Consider the following 15,987-nt stretch of genomic DNA (forward strand, 5'->3'; position numbering starts at 1 on the left):
AACTGTATGCAATTTAAAGATAAAATAACGTTAGCTTTTAGCGGTGCCTCTGGGGCTCCTTATGGCTTAAGGTTATTAGAAGTATTACTTGAACAGCAGTTTCAGGTGTATGTACTGATCTCAAGTGCGGCAAGAGTGGTCTTTGATACAGAATCGAATATCAAACTTTCAGGTAATGAAGACAAAGCGACAGAGCAGCTGAGTACACTTTTTAATGCCGCTCCTGAGCAACTTAAAGTATTTGGTAAAGACAACTGGTTTAGTCCTGTTGCATCTGGTTCAGCCGCGCCGAAAAAAATGGTGGTATGCCCATGTAGTGCAGGTTCAGTATCTGCAATTGCGGTCGGGGCATCAGATAACTTACTCGAACGCGCCGCTGACGTGGTTATTAAAGAGCGTGGGCAGCTGATTTTAGTCCCGCGTGAAACGCCATTTAGCGAAATCCATCTTGAAAACATGCTGAAGCTAGCACGACTGGGCGTAACTATTATGCCTGCGGCACCGGGGTTTTATCATCAACCAGAGCAGATTTCAGATTTGGTTGATTTTATGGTGGCGCGAATTTTAGATCATTTAAACATTGAACATACTTTGACGAAACGTTGGGGTTATGGAGAGGGCAAACAGTGAGCGAAAAAACGATCGCATTAAATATTGAAGGCCTAAAAAAGGTTTATAAAAATGGTGTTGAAGCTGTAAAAGGCATTGATTTACAAGTTCAGCAAGGCGACTTCTTTGCCTTACTTGGTCCAAATGGTGCCGGTAAATCAACCACTATTGGTGTTATCTCATCGTTAGTGAATAAAAGCGCCGGTCGTGTCCAGGTGTTTGGTCACGATATTGATACAGACCTTGAAGCTGCTAAGTCTGAACTTGGCTTAGTACCGCAAGAATTTAATTTCAGTCAGTTTGAAACACTAAATCAAATCTTAGTTAACCAAGCAGGCTATTACGGTGTACCAAGAAAGCTGGCACATGAGCGTGCTGAAAAATACTTAAAGCAGCTAGGTTTATTTGAGAAAAAAGATAAACAAGCGCGCACCCTTTCAGGTGGTATGAAACGCCGTTTAATGATTGCTCGTGCACTGATGCATGAACCTAAATTACTCATTTTAGATGAACCAACAGCGGGTGTTGATATTGAGTTACGCCGCTCTATGTGGGATTTTCTTCGCGAGATTAATAAGCAAGGTGTGACCATCATCTTGACCACCCATTATCTAGAAGAAGCCGAGCTGTTATGTAAAAACATCGCGATTATCGACAGTGGTGTGATTGTTGAAAACACTACCATTAAAGCGTTACTTGCCAAGCTTGATAAAGAAACCTTTGTACTTGATTTAAAGCAACCAGTGCAGCCAATTAGCATTGAAGGTTATAAATACACACTGACCGATGATCACACTTTAGAAGTTGAAGTGGCGAAGTCTCAAGGCTTAAACCAGGTGTTTAGTGCGCTGACTGAACAAGGTAATACTGTGCTGAGTATGCGAAATAAAGCAAACCGTTTAGAAGAGCTGTTTGTAGGGTTATTAGAACAAGGGCGAGGCGAATAATGTTTAAATATGGAGTAGCGCTAAAAAGTATTTGGATCAAAGAGTGTATTCGCTTTTTACGTATTTGGGTGCAAACCTTAGTTCCGCCGGCAATCACGATGAGCCTGTATTTTGTGATTTTTGGTAATCTGATTGGTTCTCGTATCGGTGATATGGGTGGCTTTAGTTATATGGAGTTTATTGTCCCAGGTCTGATTATGATGTCGGTGATCACCAACTCTTACTCGAATGTTGCCTCGAGTTTTTATTCGACTAAATTTCAAAAAAGCATTGAAGAGCTCTTAGTTGCACCAGTGCCAAACTACATCATTGTACTTGGCTACATGGGCGGTGGTATGACACGAGGTATGCTGGTTGGTTTAATTGTTACCTGTGTCTCTTTGCTATTTGTTGATATTCAAATTCATAATATTTTTGTGATTATGGCTACGGTTATTTTAACGTCGGCTGTATTTGCGTTAGGCGGACTTATCAATGCAATTTATGCTAATAGCTTTGATGATATTAGTATTATCCCGACCTTTATTTTAACGCCGCTGACTTATCTCGGTGGGGTGTTTTACTCTATCACCTTGTTGCCAGAATTTTGGCAAGGCGTATCGCAAGTAAACCCAATTATTTATATGGTGAATGCATTTAGATATGGCTTCTTAGGTGTGTCTGATGTCGACTTATCGGTAGCATTTGGTGTACTTGGTTTATTTATTGTAGGTTTATTTACGTTAGCATTAACCCTTATTAAACGTGGTGTGGGGCTTAGACACTAATGACGGATGCAAATTCGAGAAGTATTGTATCGAATCAACCTGGCTTACATGAAAAGCTAGACGAAATTGTTTTAAAGCACTTAAGTGCTGAATTTAAAAAGCCGATTGCAGAGCATACGCAAGCGGCTTTTGATCAGGTAAACGAAAAGGTGCAGGCATTTAACGGGTCTATTATTCTTGATTCGTGTTGTGGTGTGGGTGAAAGCACCGCTAACTTAGCAAAGCGCCATCCTGATGCATTGGTGATTGGTATTGATAAGTCATCACATCGTCTAGATAAGCATGATATTGAATACAAGCAAACGGATGCAGGGCAGTACATTTTAGTACAAGCTGATTTAAACGATTTTTGGCGCTTAGCGGTGGCTGCAAAGTGGCAACCTAGTCATCATTACCTGTTGTATCCAAACCCTTGGCCAAAAGCAAAGCACTTACAAAGACGCTGGCACGGCGCTGCAATTTTTCCGTATATCGTTAAATTAGGCGGCCGCTTAGAGCTGAGAAGCAACTGGGATATATACGTAAAAGAGTTTGCTCGCTCATTAGAGCTTGCAGGGCATAAGTGCGATGTTGAGCTGTATGAAAGCGATACTGCAATTACTCCATTCGAACGTAAATATTGGGCCAGTGGTCAACAAAGTCACCGTTTGGTGATCAACCTTTAATGAATATAGGGGGTCGGTGGTGCAAAATGACTCCCTTGCATTAAAGTAACACCCGCTCGAGCAAGCGCGTCAGCTATTTGTTCGTTATCAACTTGCTCAGCAATTACATCTAACTTTAATTGCTGAGCATATTTCACCAAGTTTTCAATAAACAGATAGTTATCAGTATTGGTATGAATTTGGCTCACCAACCCTTTATCTAGCTTCAAGCCATCAATTTCTAGCTTTCTAATGTGGGGTAAGTTTGAAAAGCCCGCGCCGAATTCATTGATAATAACCTGAGCACCTTTATTTTTTAGGGTGTTAATAAAGGTTTTTACTTCACTAAAGTAAGCAATGGCATCACGCTCATAAAACTGAAAAATAATATTATGAGGCTGCGGATAGCGCCTAAGTTGTAACTCTAAAAACTCGCTTAAGCTTGGGTCGAGAATATCTTGTGCGGTAATGTTGATACTCCATCGCACATTGGTTTTCCTAAACTGCTCAATGCAGCGAGTAAACATGGTGCGCCTTAAAAGACCGTCCATACGTGAGCGCTTTAGCACCATCATAAAGTAATCTGGCGCATGAATACGACCTGTAGCACTGGCCATTCTGGCTAGGCATTGATAATGGTCAATGTGTTTGCTTTGGTTATTATAGACCGCTTGAAAGTAAGGTACGATGCGATTGTTATCGAAGGCTTCTTTTACTTCTTTGGCAAGCGTAACATTGCTTCTAAATTTCTCTTCAACCTGCTTAAACACATTTTCATAACGTACAATACGCTGATTATTAAGCTTTGCTTGCTGCAGCGCAACATGGGCATTTTCAATCAGCATTAATTTATTACCTGTAGCAATACCTGCATACAAGCTCACGTAGATATAAGGCTCTTTCAACGCAGGAATTGCATAGTTAAAAGCATTAATAACATCATCGATATTACGCTCATCACTATGCGTTCGTAATAGCGCAATTTTATTCGTTGCTAATCGATAGACAAACCCTTCGCTAGGCATCCTTGATTGAAAATAGCTAAGCAAGTTACCCATTACTTTGTCGCTCACTTCAGTGCCATAAAAACTGCTAATATCTTCTAACTCATTAATGGCAATAACTGCTAGCTCCATACGGTGTTTGGTGGTTTTCTTTATGTAGTATTCCAGCGCGACATGGTTAGCAAAGCCGGTGCGGGCATCTGTTGAGAGGGAGCGTTTTAGTTGTAAAAAATACAGCCCAGCAATTAGCGCTGCAATAAAGAAAAAGAAACAGCCTGTGATCATTGCACGGGTCACACTGTGCTGCAGTTGCTGATTTAAGTCACTAATGGTTATGTCGGCACCCGTTATATAGGTGTGACCATTATCATCGACAAAAGTGACAAAGATGCTTTTAAAATAGCCCCATTGATCTTTTGATACCTCAAATACAGGCTCTGTTGAAAAAAAAGCTTCTTTGTTAAGTTCTGTCGCTTCGGGGTAGGCATCTAGAAACTGTGTTACGCGGCCATTGTTTTGATCTTTTTGCGTGTAACTCGACGCACTAAAGTAGACTTTGCCGTCGCGCAGTACCATTGCGTACACATAGGCAAGCTGCATTTGTTTTGCATACTCAGATAGGGCTCGGCTTTTGTCTTTATATATTGCCGAAGAGATTGGTAAGCCCGCATTAACTATATTGTGATAGTCATCACCTAGGATATGTTTGACACTGACCGCGGCATTAAGCAGTTTGGTATCGATATTTTCCATGATCTCACTACGCGTGGTTTCATAGGTGTAATAGATATAGCCAAATAAGCTAATAAAAAATGCGGCGAAGCCATATAGCAGCCAGCTGGTTTTTTGCATTCCTTTGGGCATAGAGGTTCCCTTAGCAGTTATCGTTTGATTATACTCAAAAAAAGCGTGTCTGATAGTATAAAATGACTGCAAATTTCATTAACCGATCACTTTTTTGTCATCGAAATTAGCGCTTTTTTGCTTTATGCGAGACATTTTCGTGATATTCCAGTAAAGTTAGCCAATTTCGTAGAAACAGTGCCGCAAAAGTGCTTACCCAGATGTCCCATCATCGGGTGCATTTTTAGCTGCTAATTATGGGTATTAGGATGGATCAAAAGCGTTGTGCCGTCGCCTCTAAAGAAAGCTTGATTCGTATTTTTACGGTGCCAGAAGCACCAGACTCGACATTAAGTAAAATCGAATCTGAAATTTCTAGCAACTTAGCAGGGTTCTTAAATGAGAACATAGCTGCTATCGAAAAGCCTTTGCACGAAATTGAAAAAGACTTTCAAACGGCTACTATTCCAGAAGAGCCGACCTTTGTATCTGACTATGCTCAAGACATTATGGAGCAGTTGGTTGCTCATTCTGTTCATACCGCTGCGCCGAGCTTTATTGGCCATATGACCTCAGCATTACCGCATTTTGTGTTACCGCTTTCTAAGTTAATGGTCGGTCTTAACCAAAACCTAGTAAAAATTGAAACTTCAAAGGCATTTACGCCTCTTGAAAGACAAGTTTTGGGCATGATGCATCACCTTGCATATGGTGAAGACGACAGCTTTTATAGTAAATGGATGCACAGCGCGAAAACGTCATTAGGCGCATTTTGTTCAGGTGGCACTGTTGCTAACATTACTGCACTATGGATTGCCCGCAACCGTTTATTAAAAGCGGATGGTGACTATAAAGGTATTGCTGCGCAGGGTTTAATCGCTGGAATGCTGCATTATGGTTATAAAGGCTTAGCTGTGCTTGTTTCTGAGCGAGGCCATTACTCATTAGGCAAAACCGTTGATCTACTGGGTATTGGTCGCGATAACATTGTCGCAATCGCAACCGGCGAAAATAATAAAGTTGATGTCGATGCGATGCGTAGAAAGGCCCATGAGCTTGAAGCGTCTGGCATTAAGGTAATGGCACTCGTGGGTGTTGCTGGTACGACTGAAACAGGCAGCATAGATCCACTAAATGAAATGGCTGATTTGAGCGAAGAACTTGGCTGTCATTTTCATGTCGATGCTGCATGGGGGGGGTCAACCTTACTATCTTCAAATTATCGCCACCTATTGAGCGGTATCGAACGCGCTGATTCAATAACCATTGATGCACACAAACAAATGTATGTACCAATGGGGGCTGGTCTGGTGTTATTTAAAGATCCTGCTGCGACGGATGCTATTGAGCATCATGCGGAATATATTCTTCGTAAAGGCTCAAAAGATTTAGGCAGTCATACCCTTGAGGGCAGCCGCCCTGGTATGGCAATGTTAGTGCATGCTTGCTTACGTGTTATTGGCCGTAAAGGCTACGAGATGCTAATTGATCGCAGTATCGTTAAGGCTCGCACTTTTGCCGACATGATCAAGCAGGATGAAGACTTTGAGTTAATCTCAGAGCCTGAGCTTTGCTTATTAACCTATCGTTATGTACCAAAAGAAATCCAAGCGAAGCTTAAAGATGCTGACGAAGAAACGAAATTAGATATTTACGCTTCGTTGAATCGCTTTACTGCAAGCATGCAAAAACGTCAGCGTGAAGCGGGTCGTTCTTTTGTATCGCGTACTCGTTTAACTCCTGCAAAATATGACCATCAACCCACCGTGGTTTTTCGCGTTGTATTAGCCAACCCGTTAACCTCTAAAGCAATTCTAAAAGATATTTTAGCGGAGCAAAAAGAGCTGGCGAAAACTGATCCGGTATTTAAAAAGTACTTAAGTAAGTATATGGATTAGAAAAGGGAGCGTGATGCTCCTATTCGCTAAAGCAGCTTGCTTTAATCATGTTACTGATAATCGCTTGCGAAGGTTTAATTTTTTCCATCGCCAAAAACTCATCTGGCTGGTGGGCTTGGTTAATTGAGCCAGGTCCCATGACGATGGTTTCACAGCCAAGCTGTTGAATGAAAGGAGCTTCTGTACAATAGTTTACAGCGACAGCAGGTTGACCTGAGACTTTTTCGGCCAGCTTTACAAGTGCTGTATCAGTGCTACCACTAAATGCTGGGATAGGTTCATGCATGTCGATAACGCTCACTGCATTTGGGTATTGGGCATTAATCTCTTCTGCGGCTGTTAGCAAAATCGCTTGTAGCTCTTGCACACTTAAACCTGGTAAAGGCCGCATATCAATGTGCATTTCACAGCAACCACAAATGCGGTTGGCATTATCGCCACCATGGATATGGCCAAGGTTCAAAGTAGGGTACGGAATTTCAAAGTGCTCAACTGAATATTTATTCTTTAATTCTTCTTTGATGATTAACAATTTTGTAATCATTTTATGCATGACTTCGATGGCGTTTAAACCACGTTCAGGGTCAGAGCTATGGCCTGAGCGACCAATTACTCTAATAGCTGTACTCATATGGCCTTTATGAGTAAATACTGGTGTCATATCAGTTGGTTCACCAATAATACAGCGCGCTGGTTTTAAGTCTGGATGGCGGCAAATTTGTTGTGCTCCCGCCATTGTAGTTTCTTCATCGGCTGTGGCTAGAATTAATAGTGGCTCTGTTTGTTTAGTTTCATCGAGCTCACTAATTGCTTGCAATACAAAGGCAAAAAAGCCCTTCATATCAATACTACCTAAACCATAAAGTTTATTGCCATGCTCACTAAGTTTGAACGGATCGTAGTTCCAGCGGCTATCATCAAATGGCACAGTATCAGTATGACCTGCAAGCATTAAACCGCCATCTCCTTCACCGCGTTTCGCTAATAAGTTGTAACGGCCTTTACCGTTTTCAAGCTCTGTGATTTCACATGTAAAACCAAGGCTTTCGCACCAGTTTGCGAGCAAGGTAATAACCCCTTTATTGCTCATGCACAAAGAATCTTCAATCGCACTAATTGAAGGGGCAGCAATTAGCTGCTGATACATAGATATAAAAGAGGGTAGCGACATAAAAAAATCCAAAAATAATTATTCAATCTAATTGCATAACAATATAAAAGTATTTATGATGAATATCAATTCACTTTTTAAGCATAAATATTAGTAAAGCTGTACGATGAACACGAAACGACGATAACCTGATTTCATTACTTTAGACAGTGTTTTTATTCGCTATTGAGCGAGTAATTTTAGGCGTATCGATAAACAGATTTAATAGGTAAAAGTAAGCAATGAATGTAGTGATTATTGGCGCGAGTGGTTATAGCGGCGCAGAGCTGGCAAGTTTAGTTGCTAAGCATCCAAAACTGACCCTACAAGCATGTTATGTGTCTGAAGGGAGTTTAGATAAAGGTAAGTTATTAAGCGATTTATACCCTGAGCACCTTGGATTGTTAGAGTATCCACTACAACCTCTAACTGCTGGAGCGTATAAAGATATCGAAAGCAATGCTGACTATGTATGCCTGTGTACAGATCACAAGGTCAGTGTTGATCTTGCTCCCCAATTTTTAGCCATGGGTAAAAAAGTATTCGACCTTTCAGGTGGCTTCCGTTTAGCTGGGAATGAGGATTACCTAACTTATTACGGTTTCGCACATGAACATCCTGAGCTTTTAGAGCAAGCAGCATATGGTTTAGCTGAGTGGAATAGCGATGCGATTAGTAAAGCAAACCTTGTTGCTGTAGCGGGTTGTTACCCAACAGCAGCACTTAATTCTTTAAAACCACTTAAAGAAGCGGGTTTATTAGCTGATCAAGCCATTATTGTTAATGCGGTGTCAGGTGTTACAGGCGCTGGTAGAAAAGCCAGTGTTAATACGCACTTTTGCGAAGTGTCACTTGCTCCTTATGGCTTGTTTAACCACAGACACACACCTGAGATTGAGCAGCACCTTGGTCACTCTGTGCTATTCACGCCACATTTGGGTAACTTCCCCCGTGGAATTTTAGAAACTATTTATGTGCAATTAAAACCAGGCGTAACTGCAGAGCAAGTGAATGCGGCTTATCAAGTATTAGCAAATGAGCCGTTAATTCGTTTACTTGGCAATAAAATTCCAAGCATTAAAGGCGTGGCTAAACAGCCATTTGTTGATATTGCATGGCAACAAAAAGGTGAGCAACTCATCGTTATGTCAGCTATTGATAACCTCCTAAAAGGTGCCGCTGGGCAAGCATTACAGTGCATTAATTTAGCTATGGGTGAACCTCACCATACTGGTTTAGTAGGAGCGCTGTAATGAAAACTTGGATCATTAAAGTCGGTGGTGCAGTGTTAAATAGCGCAGATGCCGCAAAAGCGCTTTTTGATGTTTTAGCTTCTGAGCAACAAGATAACTTTGTGATTGTTCATGGTGGTGGTGCCTTGGTGGATGCTTGGCTTAAAGACGCCGGCTTTGTAACTGCAAAACATCAAGGTTTACGTATCAGCCCAAATGAGCAAATGCCATATATTGTTGGTGCTCTTGCCGGTTGTGCTAATAAACAATTGATGAGCCAAGCAATCAGCGCTGGCCATAAACCTGTGGGTTTAAGCCTTTATGAAGCGGGTGTACTGGTATCTGAAAAACTTAAAGTATTGGCGCAAGTAGGTCAATGTTCGGGTAGTTGTGACAGCGTGCTACCTAGCATGCTTGAACAAGGTCGTTTACCCCTAGTGAGCTCTATTGGCTTTGGGGAAGATGGCCAATGGTACAACGTCAATGCAGATGAAGCTGCAGCGGCTATCGCTAAAGAGCTTAATGCAGAACTTATTTTTATGACAGACGTAGAAGCTGTGCTTGATGCCAATAAGCAGCCTCTACATCAACTTAATACGCAGCAAATCGAAGCACTTATCCTTGAAGGAGTCATTCAGGGCGGGATGGAGGTCAAAGTAAAGACCAGCCTTCTTGCTGCCCAACATTTACGACGTGGTGTGTATATCTCAAGCTGGCTGAAGCCAGAGAACTTAGTCGCTTTATTAAAAGGCGAACATGTAGGAACGAAAATTACACCATAGGTATTTCATGTTAAAGAATTTCTTAAATGGTCTTGAATTAGACCAAAAAGGCGCACTTAAATTACTAAATTTAGCGCAAAAAATTAAAGCAAACCCAACAGACTTTAGCCAAGCATTAGCGGGCAAATCAGTGGTTACATTGTTTGAAAAGCCAAGTTTACGTACTCGTTTATCATTTGATATTGGTATTAATAAACTGGGTGGTCACGCAGTTTATTTAGATTCACAAAATGGTGCCATGGGCGCTCGTGAATCGGTTAAAGACTTTGCTCTTAATATCTCAACTTGGGCTGATGGCATTGTTGCTCGCGTGAATGCACACAAAACACTGACCACGCTTGCTGAATATTCATCGGTGCCTGTTGTTAATAGCTTATGTGACTTATATCACCCGTGCCAAGCGCTTGCTGACTTTTTAACGCTGCAAGAAGTCCATGGCGATGTTAGCAAACTAAAGCTTGCTTACTTAGGTGAAGGTAACAACGTTACACACTCTCTAATGTTATTAGCCGCTACTTTAGGCACTGATTTTGTTGCAGTTTGTCCTAAAGGTAGCTCGCCAGATTCGCAAATTCTTAAGCAAGCAGAGCAAATTGCAGCAATGAATGGTGCCTCTGTCATGGTGAGTGACAGAATTGAGGCGGCAGTTGGCGCAAATGCAGTCTATGCTGATACCTGGGTTTCAATGGGTGATAAAACACCGCTTGAGCAGGTTAAAGCTAAATATATGCCATATCAGCTTAACCAAGCCCTACTAGAGAAAACCGGTGCGCAAACGGTACTGCATTGTCAGCCAGCGCATCGTGAGTTTGAAATTACCTCTGAGGTAATGGATGGCCCAGCATCAAAAATTATCCAACAAGCAGAGAATCGTATGCACGCGCAAAATGCTCTACTTGTCACATTATTAAATCCAAATTTTGTTTAAGGAACACCAATGAGTTCAATTAAAAAAGTCGTATTAGCCTATTCTGGTGGTCTTGATACATCGGCAATCGTGCCATGGTTAAAAGAAAACTACGGCTGTGAAGTAATCGCGTTTGTTGCTGATGTTGGCCAAGGCGCAGAAGAGCTTGAAGGCGTTGAAGAAAAAGCCATAGCTTCAGGTGCGTCGGAATGCCATATCGTTGACTTAAAAGACGAGATGGTCAGCGACTATATTTACCCAACTTTAAAAACGGGTTCTATTTACGAAGGCACTTATTTACTAGGTACATCTATGGCGCGTCCAATCATTGCTAAAGCGCAGGTTGAAATTGCCCGTAAAGTAGGTGCTGATGCGCTTTCACATGGTTGTACTGGTAAAGGTAACGACCAAGTACGTTTTGAGTCATGTTTCGCAGCCCTTGCACCAGATCTAAAAGTGATTGCACCATGGCGTGAGTGGGACTTATCAAGCCGTGAGTCATTACTTGATTACTTAGCTGAGCGTAATATTCCATGTTCTGCGTCAGCAACAAAAATTTATAGCCGTGATGCGAATGCTTGGCATATTTCTCACGAAGGTGGTGAGCTTGAAGATCCATGGTGCCAACCAAGTGATCAAGTATGGACTTGGACTAACTCGCCAGAGCAAGCACCCAATGAAGCAGAATATGTAACATTAAACGTTGTTGAAGGTGAAGTGGTTGCTGTTAATGGTGAATCGCTTAAACCATATGACTGCTTAGTTAAATTAAATGACATTGCTGCTCCGCATGGTGTGGGTCGTGTTGATATCGTAGAAAACCGCTTGGTGGGTATGAAGTCGCGTGGCTGTTATGAAACACCAGGGGGCACTGTGATCATGGCTGCTCTTCAAGCTATTGACGAGCTAGTGCTAGATAAATCAAGCCGTAAATGGAAAGAAGTACTTGGTGGCGAGTTCTCTCACTTAGTCTATGACGGTCGTTGGTTTACGCCATTAAAAGACTCGATTCTTGCAGGCGCTGAATCACTGTCTAAGTTAGCAACGGGTGAAGTAGTGCTTAAGCTTTATAAAGGCCAAGTCACTGCGGTACAGAAAAAATCACCGAATAGCTTATACAGCGAAGATTTCGCAACCTTCGGCGAAGATGATGTATATGACCAATCACATGCAGAAGGCTTCATTCGTTTATTCTCGCTTTCAAGCAGAATCTCAGCACTAACGAAAAAGTAATTTAATTATTGCCCTGCATTGCAGGGCAATAGCCGAATTTGGAGACAGTTCAATGGCACTATGGGGCGGACGTTTTTCTACGGGTCCAGATGAAGCGTTTAAACAATTCAACGATTCACTTCCTTTTGATTATCAACTTGCAGAGCAAGACATTATTGGTTCAGTTGCTTGGGCTGGAGCGTTAAAACAAGTAAACGTTTTAAACCAGCAAGAATACGATGACCTAGTTGCAGCACTTAATAAGCTGTTAGATGAAGTTAAAGCGAACCCACAAGCAGTTGCTGTAGCAGGACATGAAGATATTCATTCTTATGTTGAATCAGCACTGATTGATAAAGTGGGTGACCTTGCTAAAAAGTTACACACCGGTCGTAGCCGTAATGACCAAGTAGCAACAGATTTCCGTTTATGGTGTCGTGATACAGCTGAGCATATTCTTGAAGCAATCGCAGAGCTGAAAGGTGAGTTTATTGCCTTAGCTGAGCGTGAGCTTGGCACTATTTTACCTGGTTACACACACTTACAGCGCGCCCAACCTGTGCTATTTAGTCATTGGTGTATGGCCTATGTTGAAATGCTTGAGCGTGATGAAAGCCGCTTAACCGATGCCAAAAATCGTATGAATTATTGCCCACTTGGTAGCGGTGCATTAGCCGGGACTGCGTACCCAATTGATAGGCAAACTCTTGCCGAAGGGTTAGGTTTTACCGGTGCCACACGCAATAGCCTTGATGCTGTATCAGATCGTGATTTTGTAGTTGAGCTATTAAGCTGCGCATCGATTTCGATGATCCACTTGTCGCGCATGGCTGAAGATTTAATTTTCTATAACTCTGGTGAAGCGGGCTTTATTGAGCTTTCTGATGGGGTGACATCAGGTTCTTCACTAATGCCGCAAAAGAAAAACCCAGATGCACTTGAATTAATCCGTGGTAAAACAGGCCGTGTTTTTGGCGCATTCAGTGCCATGATGATGACACTAAAAGCCCTACCACTTGCTTACAATAAAGATATGCAAGAGGACAAGGAGGGCTTATTTGATGCGATGCCAACTTGGCTGGCATGTATTCATATGGCGCAAGCGTGTATCAAAGGCATTAAAGTTAATGCAGATAAAACATTAGCAGCTGCAAAAGGTGGTCACTCAAATGCGACTGAACTTGCTGACTATTTAGTGGCTAAAGGTATTCCATTTAGAGAAGGTCACCACATTGTTGGTACGCTCGTGCAAATGGCTATTGCACAAGGGAATAACTTAGAAGATTTAAGTTTAGAGCAATTTAAGTCTGTGCATAGCATTTTCGAATCAGATGTATATCCTGTATTAGAAATAGACGCCTGTATTAAAGCAAGACAAGCGCAGGGTGGCACCTCTCTTGAGCAAGTAACTAGTGCCATCAAATACGCAAAAAAAAACAGCAAATAGCGGTACGTGACGCAACCTTAAATGATGTTGAGTCTATTGCTAAGCTAATTCAGCATTGGGCTACGGTAGGTGAAAACCTACCACGAGCTAAAAGCGACATGATTCACTCAATTAATGAGTTTGCTGTCACTGAAGTTGAAAACCAAGTTGCAGGCTGTGCCTCGCTGTATATTTACGACACTGGCCTTGCTGAAATTCGCTCGCTCGGGGTGGACCCCGAATCACGAATTGCCGGCCAGGGGCGTCAACTTGTTGAACATTTGCTAAAAAAAGCCAAAAGCTTGGCGCTTAGTCGGGTAATTGTCCTGACAAGAGTGCCAGAGTTTTTTGCAAGCCAAGGTTTCAGCTTTTGTAGCAAGGACAGTTTGCCAGAAAAAGTGATCAAAGATTGTGAGCTTTGCCTTCGCAAAGAGAACTGCGATGAAGTGGCAATGGAATATATTTTAAAGCCAAGTAATAGCGCGGTGATCCCGTGTAAACACGTGGCTTAAATTCCCTGGATGAGAAAAACGCACGGTTACCCCTGTGCGTTTTTTTATGCCTGAAATTTAGATTTGCTGACTTTTATGATCAAAAAGATCAAAATTTATAAAAGTTGGATCGTTAATTGCTTTTATTATCAGCGCGGTGGCAACGTCGCGATGAAGTATAAAAAAGCGTCAAAAAAATGAGAACGCTTAACTCAGCTTGCAAGCTATTGTAAGCTGTACTGAAAAAACAATTAACTTAAAGGAATTAACTTATGCAAGTTTCAAACAATAGCCAATTGCAAATGCAAGCTTACAGCCAAATGCAACAAACAAAGCCAGCTATGGAACAAACTACTAGTAATAAAACCCTGCAATCTGATACAGTAACTTTATCAAGTGAAGCCATGGCTTTATCTGGCGGTGCTGAAATCCAACGCGGTGGTATCATTGTATTAGATCCGGATAAACGCCCAAATTAATTACACTATGAGTAAAAGATGTATTTAACAGAACATTTTGGTTTATCTCTTCCTGCAATGGTTGTATGGGGATTAATGATGGCATTTTTTTTTAATGCCTTTCTCTGGATTGCAAATGCTAAAAGAAATAATGTTCTGTTAATGCTATCGCTCGTTGTTTTTGCATCATACTTTACAAGTGATCATCTATTCTCTTGGTTCGATAATTCAAGTGTCTACCTTAGTTGGGCTATCTATGATGTAATTACCCTAGCTGTAATTTTTAGTTGTACCTACTTTATTAAGGGTGTTAAGTCACCAGCATTTACCTATGTAATTTTTGTACTTTGCTCAAATACGATACTTCAATTATTGATGTATTATGATTTACATATTACTGGTAATGTAAGTCCTTGGTTCTTATGGGACTTTTACTCATTCACCGTCTACTTACTCGATTTTACGATGATTATCGCACTCATCGTTGATAGAGATATCTTGGGTCTAAATGCGTTAAAGAACCGCTTTTTACGTACAGGTAAGTCAAAACAACTTCAAAAGCAGTTATAGAACTTAAAGATGTATATAGATGCTTTTTTGGGGGACTTGTTAGGGGCCTTCATAGAGTGGGGCTTTTTGATGGCCTTTTTATTTAACTTAGCGGTTAATATCAATAAAACAGATAGTAGAGTTCTTGTTTTATCTTTTATTATGATGATTTCATACTTCATCAGCGGCTTCGTTAAACTCTCTGTTTATAGTTATTTGAACTGGTTTTACTTTGACTTACTCACTATAGCTTTAGTCTTATCTTGGATGTATTGTGCCAAGGTAGCTAACTTTTGCGGAACAACATATATCCTCTTCGGACTTACTCTCAATTCCATCCTAATGTTATCGATATACATCGATATTTTTATATACGAAAACAAATCTGAATGGTTTCTTTGGACTTTGTACTCATTTGGCGTAAACACTGTAGATGTCACTATGATTCTCGTGTTGCTTTTTAATAAGGATTTTCTAAAGCTTCATCGTGTTGTATGCATGAATTTTTCAAAAGAAAAGGTGAAAAGCTTTGGCTGAGTTTCATAAGTATGTAAGTGCTTATCTAGCAACATTTATTATGTGGGGATTTCTGATGGCTTTCCTATATAACATGGTTAGTAAATCAATAGTTCCCAATGGTGATAAAACTTTAATGTGGATTTCGCTAACAATGTTTTTGTCTTATTTAGCCTCAGATCCACTAACTTCAGCTACTTTCCAGATAGAGTCGATGAGTTATGCAACTGCCTATGTAGTTTGGACAGTTCTAGATCTCACCTGTATTGGTGCAATACTGCTTATATCTAAAGGTAAATCGATCGATAGTTACCCTGCAAAACTCTATGTGTTATTAGGTTTATTAATTAACAGCTCTCTTTTTATCAGCATGTATATAGATATTAATATACTTGAGAATACCGAAGAGTGGTGGTTATGGGGCTTTTATACGGTTACTGTCAATATTATGGATGCAATGATGCTCATCGCACTTTTCAGTAATAAAGATTTTTTAGGGCTTGTGAAGCTTTATAGGCGAATTCGAGGTCAAGCTGAACCAGCTTAACCTCA

14 protein-coding genes and 1 pseudogene are annotated in these 15,987 nt (G+C 41.1%); 13 read left to right on the forward strand and 2 right to left on the reverse strand.

All coding sequences use genetic code 11. The annotated features are described in order from the left end of the window. The first annotated feature begins 6 nt into the window (after positions 1-6). The 4 genes from EXT43_RS01995 to EXT43_RS02010 are packed head-to-tail and all read left to right on the forward strand — an operon-like array spanning position 7 to position 2,988. Complete coding sequence (locus tag EXT43_RS01995) at positions 7-630, forward strand: flavin prenyltransferase UbiX (RefSeq protein ID WP_054551081.1); 624 nt, start codon at positions 7-9, stop codon at positions 628-630. After that, a complete protein-coding gene (locus EXT43_RS02000) occupies positions 627-1,556 on the forward strand; it encodes an ABC transporter ATP-binding protein (RefSeq protein WP_054551082.1) in 930 nt (309 codons plus the stop codon). The genes EXT43_RS01995 and EXT43_RS02000 overlap by 4 nt, the downstream gene beginning before the upstream one ends. Further along, a complete protein-coding gene (locus EXT43_RS02005; protein WP_036970898.1) occupies positions 1,556-2,323 on the forward strand; it encodes an ABC transporter permease in 768 nt (255 codons plus the stop codon). Before EXT43_RS02000 ends, EXT43_RS02005 begins: the two co-directional genes overlap by 1 nt. Next, positions 2,323-2,988: an SAM-dependent methyltransferase gene (locus tag EXT43_RS02010; RefSeq protein WP_130166232.1), complete on the forward strand. Its 666-nt coding sequence runs from the start codon at positions 2,323-2,325 to the stop codon at positions 2,986-2,988. The genes EXT43_RS02005 and EXT43_RS02010 overlap by 1 nt, the downstream gene beginning before the upstream one ends. Here the strand turns inward: EXT43_RS02010 and EXT43_RS02015 are convergent. Then, positions 2,985-4,835: a GGDEF domain-containing protein gene (locus tag EXT43_RS02015; RefSeq protein WP_062566420.1), complete on the reverse strand. Its 1,851-nt coding sequence runs from the start codon at positions 4,833-4,835 to the stop codon at positions 2,985-2,987. The two genes, EXT43_RS02010 and EXT43_RS02015, sit on opposite strands and share 4 nt — an antisense overlap. Before the next feature lie 248 nt (positions 4,836-5,083). Between EXT43_RS02015 and panP the strand changes: the two genes are divergently transcribed. Further along, positions 5,084-6,712, forward strand: coding sequence for a pyridoxal-dependent aspartate 1-decarboxylase PanP (gene panP / locus EXT43_RS02020; RefSeq protein WP_130166233.1), 1,629 nt, complete (start codon positions 5,084-5,086; stop codon positions 6,710-6,712). A gap of 19 nt (positions 6,713-6,731) precedes the next feature. On the opposite strand, the gene argE is transcribed toward panP, so the two are convergent. Further along, positions 6,732-7,883 (reverse strand): acetylornithine deacetylase, encoded by a 1,152-nt coding sequence (argE, locus tag EXT43_RS02025; protein WP_130166234.1) that lies wholly within the window; start codon positions 7,881-7,883, stop codon positions 6,732-6,734. Between the two features lie 221 nt (positions 7,884-8,104). Between argE and argC the strand changes: the two genes are divergently transcribed. The 8 genes and pseudogenes from argC (at position 8,105) to EXT43_RS02070 (ending at position 15,982) form a co-directional block, all read left to right on the forward strand. Next, a complete protein-coding gene (gene argC, locus EXT43_RS02030; RefSeq protein ID WP_130166235.1) occupies positions 8,105-9,115 on the forward strand; it encodes an N-acetyl-gamma-glutamyl-phosphate reductase in 1,011 nt (336 codons plus the stop codon). Then, on the forward strand, positions 9,115-9,876 hold the full coding sequence (gene argB / locus EXT43_RS02035) for an acetylglutamate kinase (protein ID WP_130166236.1): 762 nt from the start codon (positions 9,115-9,117) through the stop codon (positions 9,874-9,876). The genes argC and argB overlap by 1 nt, the downstream gene beginning before the upstream one ends. A gap of 7 nt (positions 9,877-9,883) precedes the next feature. Next, entirely contained in the window at positions 9,884-10,804 is a 921-nt protein-coding gene (locus tag EXT43_RS02040) for an ornithine carbamoyltransferase (protein WP_054560941.1), read from the forward strand. Positions 10,805-10,813: 9 nt separating this feature from the next. Next, the gene (locus tag EXT43_RS02045) at positions 10,814-12,016 is read left to right on the forward strand and encodes an argininosuccinate synthase (protein ID WP_054551091.1); all 1,203 of its coding nucleotides are present in this window, start codon (positions 10,814-10,816) and stop codon (positions 12,014-12,016) included. A 52-nt stretch (positions 12,017-12,068) separates the two neighbouring features. Then, positions 12,069-13,933: pseudogene (argH, locus tag EXT43_RS02050) on the forward strand (argininosuccinate lyase). Between the two features lie 251 nt (positions 13,934-14,184). Continuing rightward, the gene (locus EXT43_RS02060; protein ID WP_062566416.1) at positions 14,185-14,391 is read left to right on the forward strand and encodes a hypothetical protein; all 207 of its coding nucleotides are present in this window, start codon (positions 14,185-14,187) and stop codon (positions 14,389-14,391) included. A gap of 18 nt (positions 14,392-14,409) precedes the next feature. Beyond that, entirely contained in the window at positions 14,410-14,940 is a 531-nt protein-coding gene (locus EXT43_RS02065) for a hypothetical protein (protein WP_058585809.1), read from the forward strand. Positions 14,941-15,448: 508 nt separating this feature from the next. After that, positions 15,449-15,982 (forward strand): hypothetical protein, encoded by a 534-nt coding sequence (locus EXT43_RS02070; protein WP_062566414.1) that lies wholly within the window; start codon positions 15,449-15,451, stop codon positions 15,980-15,982. Positions 15,983-15,987: the final 5 nt, after the last annotated feature.

Source organism: Pseudoalteromonas sp. CO109Y, assembly GCF_004208935.1.
Lineage (GTDB): Bacteria > Pseudomonadota > Gammaproteobacteria > Enterobacterales > Alteromonadaceae > Pseudoalteromonas > Pseudoalteromonas shioyasakiensis.